The 17,690-nt window shown below is 58.8% G+C and carries 16 protein-coding genes; 8 read left to right on the top strand and 8 right to left on the bottom strand.

Annotated features, from left to right (window positions below; all coding sequences use genetic code 11):
• The first annotated feature begins 508 nt into the window (after window positions 1-508).
• Window positions 509-727: a hypothetical protein gene (locus AFE_RS14990; protein WP_009566868.1), complete on the top strand. Its 219-nt coding sequence runs from the start codon at window positions 509-511 to the stop codon at window positions 725-727.
• 403 nt (window positions 728-1,130) lie between these two features.
• Here the strand turns inward: AFE_RS14990 and AFE_RS15905 are convergent, their stop codons facing one another.
• The 5 genes from AFE_RS15905 to AFE_RS14975 form a co-directional block, all read right to left on the bottom strand.
• Window positions 1,131-1,571 (bottom strand): tetratricopeptide repeat protein, encoded by a 441-nt coding sequence (locus tag AFE_RS15905; protein WP_080513206.1) that lies wholly within the window; start codon window positions 1,569-1,571, stop codon window positions 1,131-1,133.
• Window positions 1,565-1,858, bottom strand: a complete 294-nt coding sequence (locus AFE_RS16295) for a hypothetical protein (RefSeq protein WP_146235850.1) — start codon at window positions 1,856-1,858, stop codon at window positions 1,565-1,567. The genes AFE_RS15905 and AFE_RS16295 overlap by 7 nt, the downstream gene beginning before the upstream one ends.
• Before the next feature lie 221 nt (window positions 1,859-2,079).
• The gene (locus tag AFE_RS14985) at window positions 2,080-3,615 is read right to left on the bottom strand and encodes an ATP-binding protein (protein WP_009566867.1); all 1,536 of its coding nucleotides are present in this window, start codon (window positions 3,613-3,615) and stop codon (window positions 2,080-2,082) included.
• Window positions 3,616-3,911: 296 nt separating this feature from the next.
• Window positions 3,912-4,343: a putative toxin-antitoxin system toxin component, PIN family gene (locus tag AFE_RS14980; protein ID WP_009566866.1), complete on the bottom strand. Its 432-nt coding sequence runs from the start codon at window positions 4,341-4,343 to the stop codon at window positions 3,912-3,914.
• Between the two features lie 6 nt (window positions 4,344-4,349).
• Window positions 4,350-4,694 (bottom strand): type II toxin-antitoxin system Phd/YefM family antitoxin, encoded by a 345-nt coding sequence (locus AFE_RS14975; protein WP_236608969.1) that lies wholly within the window; start codon window positions 4,692-4,694, stop codon window positions 4,350-4,352.
• 152 nt (window positions 4,695-4,846) lie between these two features.
• On the opposite strand from AFE_RS14975, the gene AFE_RS14970 reads away from it, so the two are divergent.
• The 3 genes from AFE_RS14970 (at window position 4,847) to AFE_RS14960 (ending at window position 8,500) form a co-directional block, all read left to right on the top strand.
• Entirely contained in the window at window positions 4,847-5,290 is a 444-nt protein-coding gene (locus AFE_RS14970; RefSeq protein ID WP_012537685.1) for a YaiI/YqxD family protein, read from the top strand.
• A 649-nt stretch (window positions 5,291-5,939) separates the two neighbouring features.
• Window positions 5,940-7,370 (top strand): TolC family protein, encoded by a 1,431-nt coding sequence (locus AFE_RS14965; protein WP_012537684.1) that lies wholly within the window; start codon window positions 5,940-5,942, stop codon window positions 7,368-7,370.
• Complete coding sequence (locus tag AFE_RS14960) at window positions 7,367-8,500, top strand: efflux RND transporter periplasmic adaptor subunit (RefSeq protein WP_012607659.1); 1,134 nt, start codon at window positions 7,367-7,369, stop codon at window positions 8,498-8,500. The genes AFE_RS14965 and AFE_RS14960 overlap by 4 nt, the downstream gene beginning before the upstream one ends.
• A 4-nt stretch (window positions 8,501-8,504) precedes the next feature.
• Here the strand turns inward: AFE_RS14960 and AFE_RS14955 are convergent, their stop codons facing one another.
• Entirely contained in the window at window positions 8,505-9,731 is a 1,227-nt protein-coding gene (locus AFE_RS14955) for an IS110-like element ISAfe3 family transposase (RefSeq protein ID WP_012606582.1), read from the bottom strand.
• Window positions 9,732-10,049: 318 nt separating this feature from the next.
• On the opposite strand from AFE_RS14955, the gene AFE_RS14950 reads away from it, so the two are divergent.
• The 4 genes from AFE_RS14950 to rmuC all read left to right on the top strand — a co-directional run bounded on the left by AFE_RS14950 (window position 10,050) and on the right by rmuC (window position 15,839).
• Window positions 10,050-13,160, top strand: a complete 3,111-nt coding sequence (locus AFE_RS14950) for an efflux RND transporter permease subunit (protein ID WP_009566515.1) — start codon at window positions 10,050-10,052, stop codon at window positions 13,158-13,160.
• Between the two features lie 33 nt (window positions 13,161-13,193).
• Window positions 13,194-13,706, top strand: a complete 513-nt coding sequence (locus AFE_RS14945) for a hypothetical protein (protein ID WP_012537683.1) — start codon at window positions 13,194-13,196, stop codon at window positions 13,704-13,706.
• A 110-nt stretch (window positions 13,707-13,816) separates the two neighbouring features.
• A complete protein-coding gene (gene mscL, locus AFE_RS14940) occupies window positions 13,817-14,272 on the top strand; it encodes a large conductance mechanosensitive channel protein MscL (protein ID WP_009566636.1) in 456 nt (151 codons plus the stop codon).
• A 28-nt stretch (window positions 14,273-14,300) separates the two neighbouring features.
• A complete protein-coding gene (gene rmuC / locus AFE_RS14935; RefSeq protein ID WP_012537682.1) occupies window positions 14,301-15,839 on the top strand; it encodes a DNA recombination protein RmuC in 1,539 nt (512 codons plus the stop codon).
• 38 nt (window positions 15,840-15,877) lie between these two features.
• On the opposite strand, the gene ispH is transcribed toward rmuC, so the two are convergent.
• Both ispH and AFE_RS14925 read right to left on the bottom strand, forming a co-directional pair.
• Window positions 15,878-16,828, bottom strand: coding sequence for a 4-hydroxy-3-methylbut-2-enyl diphosphate reductase (ispH, locus tag AFE_RS14930; RefSeq protein WP_009566635.1), 951 nt, complete (start codon window positions 16,826-16,828; stop codon window positions 15,878-15,880).
• Window positions 16,829-16,916: 88 nt separating this feature from the next.
• Window positions 16,917-17,642 carry a 16S rRNA (uracil(1498)-N(3))-methyltransferase gene (locus AFE_RS14925; RefSeq protein WP_009566634.1) on the bottom strand — a complete coding sequence of 242 codons (726 nt, stop codon included), beginning with the start codon at window positions 17,640-17,642 and terminating at the stop codon, window positions 16,917-16,919.
• Window positions 17,643-17,690: the final 48 nt, after the last annotated feature.

Below are 17,690 nucleotides of genomic sequence, written 5' to 3'. Positions count from 1 at the left end.
TGCTCCTCATCACTCAGGGGGAAAGGTGCACCCTTTCCGTGCCAGACAAGTTAGCGCGCCGCCGCGGCGGATGCCAGCGGCAAAGTGTCAAGAATTGTGAATGGTGGATGATTGCTTGTCGCTATGGACGCGCATGGCGGTCCACTCCTGAGGAATAGCAACCCTATATGGGATTGCGCGGTACTCCCAATGCAAAATGAACAGAGCCACCTGTCGAGTAACAAAAAGGTTTCACCATGGATCATTATGTCAAAAAAATTATAAACGACTTTCCTAAGCAAAAAGTCTGATCCTGACGTCTCGCAGGTTCTCCGCCCCCCGGTATGCTCTTTATCTCCAGTGGCAGGTATGCAGCTGAAGCGGACGTTCAAATTTGGGTGGATTGGTGTAGAACGAAAAAAGTAGGATGGTTGTAGCCGAGGAGATCCAGAAATGTTATAGAGTAACGTCGGGTGTTATGCTGCTAACCAGCTGCAGTTGTATTCACGTTAGCCATCAAGGAGCACTTATGACTACACAACTTCTTCGCCAAGTCGACAAAGCAGATCCCAGCACCCTAGAAGATCTTCTTCTTATCATGGCCAAGAACATGGAGCATTCGCTAATTGAAGCTGGCGCAACTCCAGGCAAGGACTACTCAATCCACGACCTATACACATGGTCAACACCATTCGCGCTTGAGGTTTTCAAGAAAAGTGACGCAATTACGTACGCCGTAGAATTCTGACCTGCGGTGCCTAACGATTAAGGTTAGATCGTGATCGCGAAGCGAGCCACGATCTGAGCCGGTTGTTGGACGAGCCCGGTTTTTGAACGATTCCCCCTAGAAATATCTTTTCATCTCTCTTGGCGAATTCGGGCTATCGGCGCCCAAGCCCAGGACCGGGCGGGAGCGGACGTTCGGGGACTTGGCCAGCAAGCTCTCAAAATTCGTCATCATGGCGGGAAAACGTAACCGATTTTTGAGCATGATTTTCGAGAATTGCAACACATTGATTAACTATGAGGAGGTAACCATCACCAGCCGAAGACTCTCAAAAACGGTCGGTTGTGAGAACGGATTATCATGGTCCCTTCAGAATTCGGAAAAAATTGTACGCTAGTCGTCCGTAGTGCCGACCGATCCGGCTTTAGCCGGTGGAGTGTTCACTAGCTAACATGCCTCTTTTAAGCCACTGTTCGGCCTTCCCCATGTTTTGAGTAACTCCTTGACCGTGTGAATAAAGATCAAATAAACCTAAATACGCATATGAATCACCTTGTCTGGCTGATTTTCTGTACCAGTAGTATGTTTCATCATAATCCCTTCTAAGGAAATAGTATTGACCTAGCCACATTTCAGCATATTTATTTCGATCGTGAGCATATACCTTAAGTTTATGAAGGCTAATATTATTACCATGCAGGGCTGATCTTAATAAATTTTTGGCTTGAATGTTTGTAATGATATGAGAGGTGTTACGCGCATTTGTGTTAGCATTAATATAGTTATTACCAGAAGATCTAGAACCTCCGCACCCTGCAAGAGCTAGAGCGGTTATAACGATCACTAAATAACGAAAAGCTACCATACAGCTGAATAACTTTCTTTAAATTTATTTACAATTTCAAACGATTCATCTTTTATTTGTTCATCACTACAAGTTAATGAGGCTGTCCAGTTTTTACCTTTGTTGTCGATGCAGGTTATTTTGCTAATTTTAGATATAGAGCATTTATATTTGCTCAACTGTTGATTGATATGTTCAGTTAGTTGTGCTTCTGTTATATATTTCACTATATCATTCTCCGATTGTTTTGGCGAAATCCATTTGTCAAAAAGATCGTCTGTATCCCAATCTTCAGCTAGTATGGCCAATCTTAGCTTTCATCACCTCCAACTCAGTGATTAGACGGTTTAACGGCCGTGTCAATGTCTAATCCATAGTCGTGCAGATTTTTATTGTGCCGTTTATTTCAATGACTATTTGGTATTCACGATGATTTGTTAATCAACGTAAGTGACTAACGCCTGAATTCACGGGCCTACGCGGCTTTTTTGCGCAGGCCCGGTGGAATGATGGGTTTGGCATCATTACGTCACCTTGAAGGATTGCCTAACAACCTAGCCCAGAACCCAGCCTTCTTCGCGGGAGCGGGGTCACGGCTCGCTGCTTGTGGCTGCCGCGATGCGGCCCGGATTTCAGGGGTTCGAGCCTTTGTCGGCTCTTGCAGCAATTGGGTGTCGGCGGAAGCTCTGCGTAGCACTTTAGACGCGACCATCCCAAGAAGCGAGGTCAACTCATGCTCGAAACCGATAGTGATGTCGGTTTCTCCGCTTCGGGCGTGAGCGATCTCGTGGAGCAAAGTGGAGGCATAGCTCTCGACGGAAGCGAGCTCGCTACGCTTGATGATGATTTCCATGCCAGTCCAAAGCCCGCAGGCTTCCGAGAAGCTTCCGGTCTCGGGGCGCATCGTCTCCGAAATCTTCACCGATTGAACCCTCGAAGGAAGCCCTCCGATGAGATCGGCAAGCCTTCCGGTCATGTTGAATACCGATCTTTCGGCCTGCACGAGCTTTTCGGGCGGGACGAATTTGAACTCGAAGCAATCGTTCCTCTCGGAAACGAAATTGCCCAAATCCTGTATCGTGTTGCCTTCCATATCGACCTGTCCCGACAGCTTCTCTTTGACGGTGCTCGGGATCGTGATGATCTGCCGCCCGCTCGCCCGAGCCTCCTCGACGAAACGCGGAGCATTCATAATCTCCTCATCCGTTAGGAACAGGACATTTCCCAATGCGTTGGTGATCTTCGACGCATGCACCGAGACATCCGTCCATTTCATCTCATCATGCAGCGTGCCGCCTCCGAAGTTGCCGAGGTCATCGACGAGAGCCTTGGCGACTGCTTTCGAAGAGGAAGCGAGCAGGATGGACTTCACCCGGTCAGAGTAGGCGACCCTCCCGACATTGGTCCTTTCGCGATTGAGAGCCTTCTTGATGGCGGCCGTCAGCGAAGTGATGTTGTAGGAGAACAGGAAGTTTTCCTCTTCGGCGACGCGAATGCCGTTGATGTAAATGAAGGAGACCTTGCCTGCTTTCCGCAGGACTTGTCCGTATTGGGTTTCTTCTAGGCGTTCCTCGCCGGAGAACCTCAAGAACAGACGCTTCGCCTTCTCGATGTCCTCAATAGAACAACCTTTCAGGATGAATTCGGTTCCGACGAATGCAGGATCGGACGGATCGGAGATGCAGGCGTGCAGTGTGATGACATCAGAGAAATCATGCTTCTCGGAGCGGTCGAAGGCGACATCGCAGAACTTGGAGCGGATGCGAGTCTCGATGCCCAAGCGGTCGAATGTGGCCAGAGCGTCCTTCAAGCCCACGCCGAACTTTCCGATGAGGCCGGGATGGTCAAGCTTTTCCTGATTCTCGTTCATCGTGAAGTGCTCGTGCCGGAGGCCACGGCCGAAGTCTCTGATGCGCCACTGACCGTCGCCGTCGCGGGAGATGGCAATTTCCCGCGTGCCAGTCAATATCTGCTCGTCGAGCGCGTTGGCAATGATTTCCCGAATGGCATGGAATGCATCCCAGTTTTCAAGCATGCGGTCGATGTTCAGGTCAAATTTCTTCATTGCTACGTCGGTGCAGCATAACAAGGGGGTATGTCACATAATATTGGATGACCTTCCTGTGGGTTAGGACACAATGCGTCAGTGTGCCTCATGTTTCTGTTGCCATAAAAACCCTATCAAATTGATTTTTTGACGTTTTCGCTCGCGATAAAACATGAGACAAAGCAGTGAATTTCACAATTTCATGCCGGTCACGAGTTAGGTCATTCTAGCCGAATCCAATGTCCGCTTACAGTCTGCTGCCGACCATCAGGGCTCAACGGCGGCAGGGCAGCGCTAACCGCCTATTCACGGAGTTACACTCCCCCATGCGTCCGCCAGAATTCCATTGGGGTGATTATAGGATATCGATCAGCCAACGCCAGAAGGTCTTTGTCTCCCGTGATGAGGTAGTCAGCACCAGACGTCTTGAGAGCGGCCAGCAGAGTGTGCAGCACCGGTTGATCCTTGTCGTCGCGCAAGTGCGGGTCCAACCCAGGCCATGGGGCGATCAGTTCTGCTTGGATGGCCAGAATATCTACCAGATCGCTCATCTCGGCCACCGTCAGCCCATGGCGGTGCGCCAGACGGGGCAGTACCCGGCGCAGTTCATCGAGGATATAGTCTGATAGCAGTACCTCGATGGAAGCATGTCGCCACGCGGTCAGGATCTTGCCCGGCACGCTGGCCGGGTATGCTATGCCGGAAAGCAGCACGTTGGTGTCCAGTACCACCCGCAATGCCGCCATGAACGGTTAGTGATCCTCAGCGGAAATGGACGATTCCCGCCGTTCTTGAGCGACGGCCGCCTCGATCTCCGCTATCCCTGTAGATTCGGGTACTTGCGAAAATCCCGCTTCGATCCTTTGGCACAGCGCATCAAAGCGACCCTGCATCCGGCGAATGCGCTCGAAAAGACGAGCATCGATGAGCACGGCAACGGGTTTCCCATCTTTGTTAATCATCACGCTGTCGTGGCGATACTGCACCTGGTTGAGCATTTCTCCCAGGTTCTGGCGAAAATTGACCGCGTTGGTTTCCGTAATCATGGCATCACCCTCATTAACCATAATGATCATTATGGTCTCGTGCCATGCCAAGATCAATCCGGCATCGAATCTGTGCCACCACATTACTGAATTAGTCGGCGTTTGGGAGACTCGGGTGAATGCCCTCCGTGGGGGCACACATTGTCGGGAAGTCACATCTGTGACATGGTGTTCCCACTCAAAAAATTCCTAAGAGCCGTCACATGCATATCTGGGTTGATGCCGACGCTTGTCCCAACGTCATTAAAGACATTTTGTATCGCGCCAGCGATCGTCTGAAACTGCCCTTGACCCTGGTAGCCAATCAAGCTCTGCGCGTACACCGCTCCGCCTATATCCGCACTGTGGTCGTGCCGAGGGGCTTTGATGTGGCCGATGAGGAAATCGTTCGGCACATCGTAGCGGGTGATCTGGTAATCACCGCCGATATTCCGCTGGCCGCCGCCGTGCTAGAAAAAAACAGCCATGCCCTCAGCCCGCGCGGGGAGCGTTATTCCCCCGAAACCATTCACGAGCGCCTGCGGATTCGTGACATGATGGAGCAACTCCGGGACTCCGGCGTGCGCACTGGTGGCCCCGCTGCCCTGAGCCAAGCGGACCGCCAGGCATTTGCGAATGCACTGGACCAGCTACTGGTCCGCGCATGATTCTTTGGGCGGCACGGTATAGTCATCAAAGGCCAAGAAGAGGACCGCCTAGCTCATTCGGTAGCCATTCAGGAGATGGGAGAAACGGTTATAACCCGAACATCTCCCGATAGGTGAGCACAGCAGAGCAAGGGCCGGAGCATGACTGCCAGGCCACTCAGGCTGCGATCGCGCCGTTACTCAAAGAGTCGGAGATGGATAAGAAGCGGCATAATCGGCTTTTGGAAGAGTTGGGGCTGGCGGGGTTGCCTTGATGGTCGATGAATACGGTGGGGGCAGGTATTCAGAAAACGCTGTGATGCCGTCGTTCGCGTCAAGAGGGCGAATGGCGGCAGAGGGTCGGATGATGTCATTGGCTTTCCGCTGTTGAATGTCTGCAATCAGTCTGGCACTGCCGTTCGCTCCGCAAGGTACTACAGCACCCCGTCGCCTGTAGACAAGGCATGTCGCAAGAGGCCAAAGACGGTTGCCGCCGCGCTTCAGGCACCCACTCCCTGCGGCCGCTCTCACACCGTCCATAGCCAAGGGCGATCTTGTCCTACCAGCATGCCCGCTGTAACATTTTGCAACAATTTCCTTGGCGCCCATATCTTCCTTATGATCCCGCTTTCCGGGAGAATGGCGGCTCCACTGCCGAGGAGCCTGAGCCGTGCCCCCCAAAGTGTTTTCGCTGGCTGTCTGTACCGTCTTCTGTGTGGCTCAAGGCGCGCTGGCGCAAGCCAGCGTCGGAGCGTGGCTGGCGGACCCTCTGGACACCGAAAGCGGTATGAGCGCCAGCCCCGCCCAAGCGTGGACAGCGCCTCGCAGACTCCCCGGAGTCCCCAAGCCCCAAACCCTCCCTGCGGCAGAGCAGGGCCAGGTCTGGACGCTGCCGCAACTCACCGCATATGCCCTCGCCCACAACCCGCAGACCGCCGCCGCCTGGGATGGTTTGCGCGCCCAGGCCGCCGGCCTGGGAATAGCGGAAAGCGCCTGGCTGCCCAGCCTCACCCTCAATACCGGTTTCAGTCGTCGGCAGGCGGTTTCCACCATCGGCTTCACGGTGCCGGCACGCAACAGCGCCAACCCCAATCTGACCCTGAGTTACACCCTGTGGGACTTTGGCCTGCGCGCCGCCAAGGTGGATGCTGCCCGCGCCCAGGAATGGGTGGCGGGCTTCACCCAGAACCAGAGCATCCAGGCCGTGGCCTTCAGCGTCGCGCAGGCCTATTACCAGCTCCTCGGCAATCAATCCCTGTTGCTGGCCGATGAAAAGACCGTTGCGGAAAACCGGAAAAACCTGGAGGCCGCCGAAGTCCTGCATCGTGCCGGGCAAGCCACCATCGGCGCCCTCTATCAGGCCCGGGCCGCCATGGCGCAGGCGCAGTCCACCCTCGCCGCGCAACGCCAGACCGTGCGCAGCAGCGAAGGGTTGCTGGCCAGCACCCTGAACCTGGGTCCCCAGACCTCGCTGAGGATAGCGTCCCTCAAACTGGGGCAGAAACCGCCTCAACTCCACAGCGCCGCTGAGACGTTGATGCAAGCAGCCCTTGCCGCCAATCCCGCTTTGCAGCAGGCGCGGGCCCAAGTCGCCGTAGCCCAGGCCAATGTCCGCAGCGCCGAGGCCAGCGGGCTGCCCAGTCTGGGGGTTAGCAGTTCCTACGGCTACGCCTTTCAGAACGGCTATCTGCCCGGCGATACCTGGACCGTGGGTTTTACCCTGACCGTACCCCTCTTCACCGGCTTCAACACCCATTATCAGATTCGCCAGACGCAGGCCTTGAGGGATCAGGCCCAATCCAACCTCGCGGCCAGTCGCAGCAGCACCGAAGCGACGGTCTGGCAGGATTTTCACAACTTCCAGGGCGCGGTTGCGGCCTACCCCGGCGCACAGAGCGGTCTGGAAAATGCCAGGAAGGCGCTGGAGGTGGTACAGGCCCAGTATCGCGTCGGCCAGGCTACCATTCAGGATGTCCTCCTCGCCGAATCCACCCTGGCGCAGGCGCGCTACACCCTGATTCAGAATCTGGTTAACAGTTATGTTGCCCTGGCACAGCTCAGTCAGGCCGTCGGCATGCCTTTGGGAGAGAATACACCGTGACCCGTTCCCCCGTTGTCCTTCTGCTGATGCTGGCGACCCTCTCCCTGATGCTGAGCGGTTGCCAGACCAAGGCCAAGCATGAAATGCCGCCCCTGCAGGTCAGCCTGGTCAGCGCCAGCACCCGCCCCATGACCCATTATGAAGGTTTTCTGGGTACGGTGACGCCCCTGCAGACGGCGACCATCGTGCCGCAGACTTCCGGCATCCTGCAGAGCGTGCAGTTTACCGAGGGGAGCATGGTAGACAAGGGACAAACCCTGTTCACCATCGACCCGGCGCAGATGCAGGCAGCACTTGCCCAGGCCCGGGCCAAGCTGGTGGCGGATCAGGCCACTGCGCGCTATAACCGCAATATCGTGGAGCAGGACCGTCCACTGGCGGAAAAGGATTTCATCACCGTCCAAAGCTTCGATCAGGCGGTTTCCCAGGCGCAGGCGGCAACGGCGCAGGTGCAGGCGGATCAGGCCGCCCTGGCGCAGGCCCGCCTTAATCTCTCTTACACCCGCATCACCGCCCCCATCAGCGGCCGTATCGGCCTGGCCCAGGTCAAGGCTGGCAATCTGGTTGTCGCCAACCAGACGCAATTGGCGATCATCAACCAGATTGCACCGATCACCGTGAATTTCAGCGTTCCCCAGAGCCTGCTCTCGGCGGCGCGGCTGGCCCAACAGCAGGCCATTCCGCTGCCGATCGAGGATGAGAAGGGTGGTACGGTGCTCGCTCAGGGCAAGCTCACCTTCATCGACAACAGCGTGAGCGCGGGGACCGCCACCATCAGCCTGCAGGCCACCGTACCCAACGCCAACTTCGGCCTCTGGCCCGGACAGTATGTGCAGGTGCAGATGCCGATCCAGCAGTTGGCGCGGGCTACCGTGCTGCCGGTGGGCGCCATACAGCAGGGCAGTACCGGGCCCTTTATCTATACGGTGAAAGATGGCACGGCCTTGGACAAGCCGGTGCAGGTGCTCTGGGAGTCGGGCACGGATGCGGTGGTGCAGGGGATAGACGCGGGTGTTCGGGTTATCTATCCCCTCCCCGCACGGCTCTATCCGGGGGTTAATGTGAAAGAAATCCGTGGAATGGGCACGGCAATCCCTGGCCATCGGGTGGCCATATTGGGATCGAAGTGACGCTCTACGCTGGCTGATGCTGCGGCAGGAAGCCGAATTTGATCAGTTTCTTGATCCAGCGAGAAGCATTGCGCTGCACACTCAGTGCCTCATAGTCCGTATCGGCATCCCGGTAGTACTTGCCGTGTGAGAGCATGAAGTAGATGATGCGCAGCATTTTGTGGGCCAGGGCGATGATGGAGCGCTTGTGCCCCCTACGGACGACCAGACTCTGGAACTTGGAGCGCAGGGCGCAGTGGGTACGACTGGCGGCGTGGGCGCATTCGCAGAGGATCCGACGGACATACGGGTTGCCCTTGCGGGTTCGCCCACTTTTCCGTTTTCCGGCAGACTCATTGTTCCCGGGACAAAGGCCGGTCCAGGAGGCCAGTCGATCGGCGCTCCCAAAGACGCTCATGTCGTCTCCGATTTCGACCAGCAGCAAGGCAGCACCCACGGTATCGATGCCCGGCAAGGTCTGCAGGAGTTCGAGAGCATTCTTTTGCGGCTTCAAGCCCTCCAGCAGTTGGACATCGAAGCGCGCGATTTGGGCCTCCAGAGACTCGATATGGCGGAGCGTCTCGTCCAGGACAAAGCGGTGACTGGCACTCAACTCGCCTTGCAGGGCATCCAGGATCTCCTCCTGGCTGGCTTTGAGCCGTCGGCTGGCCAGTCGGAGTACGGCCTCCGGGGGACTCCCCTGAATCAGGGCCTGGATCATGGCCCGGGCCGATTGCCCATGGATATCGCTGACCACCACCCCCAGTCGAATTCCGCCATCGGTCAGCACCTTGTGCAAGCGGTTTTTCTCCGACGAGAGCATGCCCACCAGATTTTGCCGCTGTCGGGCGATCAGCCGCAGCTCCCGCAGTTGTGCCGGGGGAACGAAGGAACCCCGCAGCAGTCCGGCTCGAGCCAGGGTGGCGAGCCACTCTGCATCCCCAACATCGGTCTTGCGACCGGGGACCTGTTTGACGTGCCTGGCGTTCACGACCTGTGCCTGGATCCCCACCTTTTCCAGGGCCGCATAGGGACTCTTCCAGTAGATCCCGGTGCTCTCCATGACCACCGTATCGGGCCGATGGGAGGCACACCACAGGGCCAATGCCTTCCGGTCCTTCTGAAAAGCACCAAATTGCCGGCGCTCAATCGTAACGTTTCCGTCAGGGTCCGTGAGAATGGCACAGGCGGTGACCTGGGCCTGATGAACATCCAGTCCGATAACCCGGTGAAAGAGGGATTGCAGTTCCATAACGACGTCTCTCCAATTACTATCAAAGGGAGAGATGGCGAATGCCAGCGCCGAAATCACCAGCCTGTGGCAAGCCTCAGGCGGCCCTTTTAATGTGCGCTCTCAAGGGAGGCAATCCGGGGTACGAGTCGGCCTGGCGGGTCACGTTAGAGTCGGGATGGAATCACCAAAAACTTGCTCGACCTCAATCCGCCATCTCCTCACCCCCCATTCTCTTTCATCCTCTGGGGTGGCGCGAGTCGCAATGTCCGTTAGGGTGGCGCTGAGCGGCACGGGCGGGCCTGCCGTCCAACCCGCAGGGACGCCGGGGAAAAGGCCATGAATTTCTCCGCCCTGTTCATTCGCCGCCCGGTGATGACGGTCATACTGGTCCTCGGGTTGGTGCTCTATGGCATTTTTTCCTTCACGAACATGCCAGTGGCCCTGTTGCCCAGCGTGGACTTTCCGACGGTCCTGGTCGCGGCGAGTCTGCCGGGAGCAAGCCCGCAGACCATGGCCAGCGCCGTGGCGACACCGCTGGAAAAGCAGTTTTCCTCCATTCCTGGTCTTTCCTCCATGAGCTCGGTGAACAATCAGGGCTCGACGCGGGTCATTCTGCAGTTCGACCTCAGCCAGAACATCGATGTCGCCACCCAGAATGTGCAAAACGCGGTCACCCAGGCTTCTCACCTGCTGCCGCCGGGCATGCCCAGCCTGCCCTTCGTCAAGCAGCTCAATCCGTCGGCGGCGCCCATCGAGTTCATCGCCCTCGCTGCGCCCAATATGCCCATCTACCAGCTCAATCAGTATGCGGTGGACAAGGTGGTGCCCGCCATTTCCGGTATTCCCGGCGTCGCCCAGGTGCAGGTCTTCGGGGAGCAGAATTATGCGGTGCGCATTCACGCCAACCCCTTCGCCATGCAGGCGCACGGGATATCGCTGCAGGCCCTTACCCAGGCCATTTCCAGTCATAACGTCAACCTGCCCCAGGGTACGGTGCTGGGTGCGGTGCGCAATTATGCGGTGAACGTGCATGGACAACTCCACGACGCCGAAGCCTTTGCGGGCATGCCCATTACTTTCGCCAACGGTGCGGTGGTGCCGCTGGCCGATATCGCCGAGGTCCGCAACGGGGTGGACAATGACCAGATCGCCAGTTGGATCGGTGGTCAGCGCGCCCTCATTCTCGCCGTGGTTCGCCAGCCCGACGCGGATACCGTGGCTATCTCCGACGCCATCCAGAAGCGCTTGCCGTTGCTGAGCGCCAGTCTGCCCGGCGGTGCCCACATGACCGTGGTGTACAACAAGGCAGACTATATCCGTGCGGCGGTGGAAGAGGTCGAGGTCACCCTGTTGCTCGCCTCCATACTGGTGGCCGGGGTGCTCTGGCTCTTCCTCCGCCGCGGCAGCCCGACCCTGATCGGCGCGCTGGCAATCCCCGCCTCCATCCTCGGCACCTTCGCCATCATCTATGAGCTGGGATACACCCTGAATACGCTGACGCTCCTTGCCCTGACCCTGTCGGTGGGCTTTGTGGTGGACGATGCGGTGGTCATGCTGGAGAACATCGCCCGTCACGAGGAAAATGGTGAAGAGCCCTATCAGGCAGCGTTCGTGGGCAGCCGGGAAATCGGTTTCACGGTGATCTCCATGACCCTGTCGCTGGCGGTGGTCTTTCTGCCCTTTCTGGTCATGGGTGGCATCATCGGTCGTTTGTTTCGCGAATTCGGTATCACCATCGCCGTGGTCATCCTGCTCTCCGGGCTGATCTCCCTGACCCTGACACCCATGCTCTGCGCCCGCTATCTGCGGGTGAAACACCAGGGACAGAGCCGCTTCGAGCGTGGTTTCATCCGACTGCGTGACTGGTATGGACGCAGCCTGCGGACGATGCTTGGACATCGCGGCTGGGTATATGGCGGCGCCTTGCTGAGTCTGCTGGCCATGATCGGGCTTTTCATCATTCTCCCCAAGGGCTTCATCCCCACCGAAGACAGCGGCATGATCATGGGCAACCTGGAGTATCCCCAGGGTATTTCCTTTGCCCAACTGGAAAAGACTCAGCAGGCCATCGCTGCTGCCGTCGGCCACAACGCGGCGGTGCAGACGGTGATGTCCAGCGCCGGGCAGGGTGCCGGTGCCTTCGGTTCCGGCAACAGCGGGCGGCTGATCATCCGTCTCAAGCCGTTGGGTGAGCGGCCGTCGGGAACCCAGGTCATTGCGGAATTGCGCCAGGCCGTCAGCCATTTCGCCGGGGTGCAGGCGAGTTTCCAGTTGCCGCCCGCTATCCAGATGGGGCCGGTCTCCTCCCAGTCCAATTATCAATATATTCTGCAGAGTGAAGACCAGGACAGCCTGAACGCGGCGGCGCCCAAACTGGTAGCCGCCCTGCGCAAGGTACCCGGACTGCAGGCCGTCAACAGTGACCTGCAGTTGGCCAATCCGGAGATCGAGGTACACATCCTGCATCAGCGGGCGCAGGCGCTGGGCGTTACCCCGGAAATCATCGAACAGGCGCTGAACTTTGCTTTCGGTGGCACCCAGGTGGGCACTATCTATGCCTCGACCAACCAATATGAGGTCATTCTCGACCTGGCGCGGCAGTTTCAGACGAATCTCGGCGCGCTTGCCGCCATCACCGTGCCGGGCAGTGCCGGGCTGGTGCCTCTGGCCGCACTGGCGCACTTCGCCTATGGTGTCGGCCCCCTGAGCATCAGCCACTACAACGGCCTGCCCAGTGTGACCATCTCTTTTAACCTGGCGCCCGGCGTTTCCCTGGGCAACGCCACCCAGGCGGTGCAGGATACGGCGGCAAAAATATTGCCTGCGGATGTGCAGGGGGAATTCGGAGGGTCCGCGGCGGCATTCTCTCAGTCCACGGGCAGTCTGCCCATGCTGCTGCTGGCGACGGTAGCGCTGATCTACGCCATTCTGGCCATTCTCTATGAAGATTTCATCCATCCCCTGACCATCCTCACCGCCCTGCCCTTGGCTGGCTTTGGTGCGTTGCTGGCCCTCTGGATTTTTCATCAGGAACTGGATCTGTTCAGCTTCGTCGGCATCATCATGTTGGTGGGGTTGGTGAAAAAGAACGGTATCATCATGGTGGACTTTGCCGTCCACCGCCGCCGCGAGGGCGCCACGGCGGTGGACGCCATGGTCGATGCCTGTATCACCCGCTTTCGTCCCATCATGATGACCAACCTCGCGGCGGTGCTGGGAATTCTGCCCATCGCCATCGGCATTGGCGCGGGTGCCGAATCCCGGGTGCCCCTGGGCGTGGCGGTGGCAGGCGGTATCATCGTGTCGCAATTCCTCACGCTCTACGTGACGCCGGCGTTCTACGTCCTCTTTGAGGGATGGAAAGGGCGCTGGAAGGGCCATATGGTGGTTTCGGAACCGGCGGCGGAAGGTGTCGGTTCTGCAATTTCGCCAAATTGTGATATATAGCGGGCAAAGACCAACACCCGGGAGGCCCGGAAGATGCCCGCAAAAATTCTTTTTCTCCTGCTCGTGCTTGCCCTGTCAGGCTGCGCGTCCCTGCAACCACCTTCGTCCACTGCCACGGCCAGCGCCGCCGCACGGAGCGTCGCGATGGCCAACCGTGATGCCGAAGCGGCACAGCAACGCCTTGCCGCCGTCGCCGCCCAGCGCGCCGGGGCCGAACAGCAATTCTGCCCGAACTGGCGGCAGGCGCTCGGCCAGGCGCGCCGCAACGCCATGGGTTGCGCGCGAATGCCGCTCGGTGAACAGGCCACCTGCTGGCAGGCGGTGTCTCAATGGACGCAGGAAGAGAGCCGCTATTTCCATGCCCTGGCCCCCCTTTTCCAGGAGGGTGCCTACGCCACGCCGGCGGCGCAGGCGGCACGTTTTTTTGACCTGGCTCAGGGTTGGGCCATTACCTGTCAGGACGGCCAGAAAGCCTGCTCCGCCGCATCCGGCCACCAGCAGATGGACGACCATAAAAATGTCGTAAACCGCTTCTGCAGCCGTTGAGGATCAGGTATTGCTGGTTTCCATCCCCGGATGAACTGAATTATGCTGGTGCACCAGGGTACTGGAATCGATACGTTATCAACAGCCGGTGATCACACAGGGAGGTCCTCATGCTCAAAAAATTCGTCCAGGATTTCAAAACATTTCTGCAGCGCGGTAATGTCATCGATCTCGCCGTAGCTTTTGTGATCGGGTCGGCATTTTCCGCCATCGTTACTTCGCTGGTCAGCAACGTGATCATGCCGCCTATCGGCATGCTGCTCGACAGGGTCGATTTTTCCAACCTCTATATCCTATTGAAGCAAGGCACCGTTCCCGGCCCTTACCTGACCCTGGAAGCCGCCAAAAAGGCAGGCGCCGTGACCGTGAACTACGGCCTCTTCATTACCTCGCTGATCAGCTTTTTCATCATCGCCCTGGTGATATTTTCCATTGTGCGGGCGATCAACAAGCTCTACCCCAAACCCGTCCCCGCCACGACCACCAAAACCTGCCCCTTCTGTGCCTCCGCCATTCCCTTGGCCGCGATACGTTGTCCCAACTGCACCTCGCAACTGGAGTCCTGAAAATGCTCCCCACACTCAGGACCGGCCATTGATCTGGGAAAACCTGTTCTACCTCATTATCGGTGTCGTGCTCGGTCTGATGGTCGCCGGACTGGTAGCGCGCAGCATGATCCAGCGTCAGCAGGATATCAGCGCGGCACTCCGGGAAGGACAGCAGGCCAGCGCAGCCCGGACGGAGAGCCTGCAGCACGAAATAAATGCTCTGCGGCAACAGGCTCGGGAACAGCAGGAAATCCTCCGCCACGAGAGTGAAAGCAGGGCCGCTGCAGAAGCGGAAAGCCGTCGTATCCCGGCGCTGGAAAATGCCTTGGTGGCGGAACGCGGCAATACCGCGCGCCTGCAAACGGAAAACAGCGCCATTCGGGGTCAGCTGGCAGAACTGGGTGAGCGGCTGGAACAGGAGCGTCTGCGTGGTACAGAGAAGCTGGCGCTGCTGGAAGATGCCCGTCAACGTCTCGGCGACGCCTTCCAGTCCCTGTCCGCAGAGGCCCTGCGCCGCAACAACCAGTCCTTCCTGGAGCTGGCGCGGGAGAATCTGGAGCGTTTCCAGGAAAGCGCGAAAACCGACTGGGAGGGCCGACAAAAGGCTGTAGGGCAACTGGTGGAGCCTATCCGTGAGTCCCTGGAGAAGGTGGGCACCCGCATCGATGCCATGGAGAAGACCCGCATCGATGCCTACGGCGCCCTCAATGAGCAGATCCGTGGTCTCGTCCAGGACCACCTGCCGCGCCTGCATCAGGAAACCGCGGCGCTGGTGAAGGCCCTGCGCCAGCCCGCGGCCCGGGGGCGCTGGGGCGAAATGCAGCTCAAGCGGGTCGTGGAGATGGCCGGGATGCTGGCTTACTGCGACTTTACGGAGCAGGAGGGAGTCAATACCGATTCGGGTCAGCAGCGTCCCGATCTGCTGGTGCGCCTGCCCGGCGGCAAACGCATCGTCGTCGATGCCAAGGCGCCACTGAGTGCTTATCTGGAGGCCATGGAAACCGATGATGAGCAGAAACGCGCACATTTTCTGCACAAGCATGCCAGCGAACTGCGCACCCACATGACCCAGCTCAGCAAAAAATCCTACTGGGAACAGTTCCAGCCGACCCCGGAGTTCGTTGTCCTGTTCGTGCCCGGTGAGGTGTTCTTCAGCGCTGCCCTCCAGGAAGACCCGTCGCTCATCGAATACGGCGTCGAGCAAAAGGTGATCGTTGCCAGCCCCACCACCCTCATCGCCCTGCTGCGGGCGGTGGCCTATGGCTGGCGGCAGGAATCGCTGGCTGAAAATGCCCGTGCCATCAGCGATCTCGGCAAAGAGCTTTACGATCGTATCAGCATTTTGGCAGGGCACTGGGCGCGGGTGGGCAAGGGGCTGGGGCAGGCGGTGGAGGCCTACAACAGCGCGACGGGGTCGCTGGAAAGCCGGGTACTGGTCTCCGCGCGCAAGTTCCGCGACCTCAAGGCTACGCCCGAGGCAAGGGAACTACCCGGCATGGACCCCGTGGAACGGGTCCCGCGCCTCCTTCAGGCTGAAGAATTCATCGGACCGGAGGCCACAGCCCCGCTTGCGGACCAACGCTAGGCTACCCGGAGATCACCCGCAGGCGGAGCGAAGAAAGGTCAGGCGCCTTCCCGCCGCGTCTGCGCCTGTATCAGCGCCAGAGGCAGGCTGAAAGTCACCTTTTCCTCTACGCCGGGCATTTCTTGGGGCACTCTGGCGCCCCAGCCCCGGAGGGTGTCCATAATCTCCTGGACCAGGCTTTCCGGCGCCGAAGCCCCGGCACTGATACCAATCTTCCCCACACCTTCGAACCATTCGCGGCGCAACTGCTGAGCGTCCTCGATGAGATGGGTCTGCGTCCCCAGCCGCGTCCCCAGTTCTGCCAGACGGCTGGAATTGGAACTGTTCGGCGCACCCACCACCAGCAGGATGTCGACATCAGGGGCCAGCGACTTCACCGCGTCCTGGCGGTTCTGGGTGGCATAACAGATATCATCTTTTTTCGGGCCTTCGATGAGGGGAAAACGTGAGCGCAAGGCGACGATCACTTCTGCGGTGTCATCCATGCTCAAGGTGGTCTGAGTGATGTAGGCGAGCTTGTCCGGGTTGCGGGGCGCCAGGGTGGCCACATCGGAGACATTGGAAACCAGATACATCATGCCCTCCTCGACCTGACCCATGGTGCCTTCCACCTCCGGGTGTCCGGCGTGACCGATGAGCACCATTTCCATACCGTCCCGGCTGTATTTCTTGACTTCCATATGCACCTTGGTCACCAGCGGGCAGGTGGCGTCGAAGACGCTCAGACCCCGCGCCGCCGCGTGCTCACGGACGGCGATGGGCACGCCATGGGCACTGAAAATGACCGTAGCCGCGTCCGGTACTTCATCCAGCTCCTCGACGAAAATGGCGCCACGGGCGCGCAGGTCTTCGACGACGTGACGGTTGTGAACGACCTCGTGACGCACATAGATAGGCGCACCGAAAAGCTCCAGGGCGCGATCGACGATCTGAATCGCCCGGTTGACCCCCGCGCAGAAACCACGCGGATTGGCTAACAAAATATCCATGCTGAGATTCCCGAAGTTGACCAGGGGGAATGGTCCGTCCTGCCGCCGGCCCTGTCAACCACCGCAGGTTGGCTATTCCGGTGGTGACTCAGAGATCGCCCCACAGCGCCTGGGCGACGGCGATAGCGGCAATGGCGGCAGTCTCCGCGCGCAGGATGCGCGGTCCCATGCGCAACGAGCGAAAGCCGTGGGCCTGCGCGGCGGCTACCTCTTCTGCTGCCAGCCCACCCTCGGGGCCACTGAGCAGGGTGATCTCCGGCCCCGGATGGCCAAGATCGGTAAAGCGCTGCCCACCCTCCGGGTCGAGTACGAAGGCGGCTCCCCGCACACCCGCCCATGCGGTTTCCAGCGCAACCGGCGGAGCGAGTTCGGGAATCGTCGTGCTGCCGCTTTGCTCGCAGGCCGCAATGACGATATCCCGCCAGCGCGCCAGACGTTTCTCCCCGCGTGCTTCACTCAGTTGCACCACTCCGTGGCGGCAGGCCACCGGCTGAATCCACCGCACCCCCAGCTCCACTGCCTTCTGTAGGCTCCAGTCCCAGCGCTCGCCGCGCGTCAGTGGCAAAAACACCTGAATAGCCAGCGGCGAACCGGTCGATCGCGGTTGCCGCCCCCGGATCGCCAACTGCGCTTGCGCCCCCGAAATCCCGGTCAGGGACGCCTGATACATCCAGCCATCGCCATTGAACAGGGTCAGCTCCTGGCCATGGCGGGCGCGCAACACCTTGAGCAGATGATGGCTGGCACCTGCCGGCAGCAAAAAGGGGCCGCTTTCGGGCAGGTCGGAATCGGCGTATAAGTGAATGCGCGGCATAGGTTACGATATCGGGCAGGAGAACACAGGTGGGATTATATCATCGTG

Source organism: Acidithiobacillus ferrooxidans ATCC 23270, from assembly GCF_000021485.1.
GTDB classification, from domain to species: Bacteria; Pseudomonadota; Gammaproteobacteria; order Acidithiobacillales; family Acidithiobacillaceae; genus Acidithiobacillus; species Acidithiobacillus ferrooxidans.
This window is presented reverse-complemented; position numbering and strand designations above follow the sequence as displayed.

Coding starts and splice junctions, on each gene's coding strand:
- AFE_RS14925 (WP_009566634.1), bottom strand. CDS start 17,642: ATGCCGCGCATTCACTTATACGCCGATTCCGACCTGCCCGAAAGCGGC.
- AFE_RS14985 (WP_009566867.1), bottom strand. CDS start 3,615: ATGAAGAAATTTGACCTGAACATCGACCGCATGCTTGAAAACTGGGAT.
- AFE_RS14945 (WP_012537683.1), top strand. CDS start 13,194: ATGCCCGCAAAAATTCTTTTTCTCCTGCTCGTGCTTGCCCTGTCAGGC.
- AFE_RS14955 (WP_012606582.1), bottom strand. CDS start 9,731: ATGGAACTGCAATCCCTCTTTCACCGGGTTATCGGACTGGATGTTCAT.
- AFE_RS14970 (WP_012537685.1), top strand. CDS start 4,847: ATGCATATCTGGGTTGATGCCGACGCTTGTCCCAACGTCATTAAAGAC.
- AFE_RS14950 (WP_009566515.1), top strand. CDS start 10,050: ATGAATTTCTCCGCCCTGTTCATTCGCCGCCCGGTGATGACGGTCATA.
- ispH (WP_009566635.1), bottom strand. CDS start 16,828: ATGGATATTTTGTTAGCCAATCCGCGTGGTTTCTGCGCGGGGGTCAAC.
- AFE_RS15905 (WP_080513206.1), bottom strand. CDS start 1,571: ATGGTAGCTTTTCGTTATTTAGTGATCGTTATAACCGCTCTAGCTCTT.
- AFE_RS14990 (WP_009566868.1), top strand. CDS start 509: ATGACTACACAACTTCTTCGCCAAGTCGACAAAGCAGATCCCAGCACC.
- mscL (WP_009566636.1), top strand. CDS start 13,817: ATGCTCAAAAAATTCGTCCAGGATTTCAAAACATTTCTGCAGCGCGGT.
- AFE_RS14980 (WP_009566866.1), bottom strand. CDS start 4,343: ATGGCGGCATTGCGGGTGGTACTGGACACCAACGTGCTGCTTTCCGGC.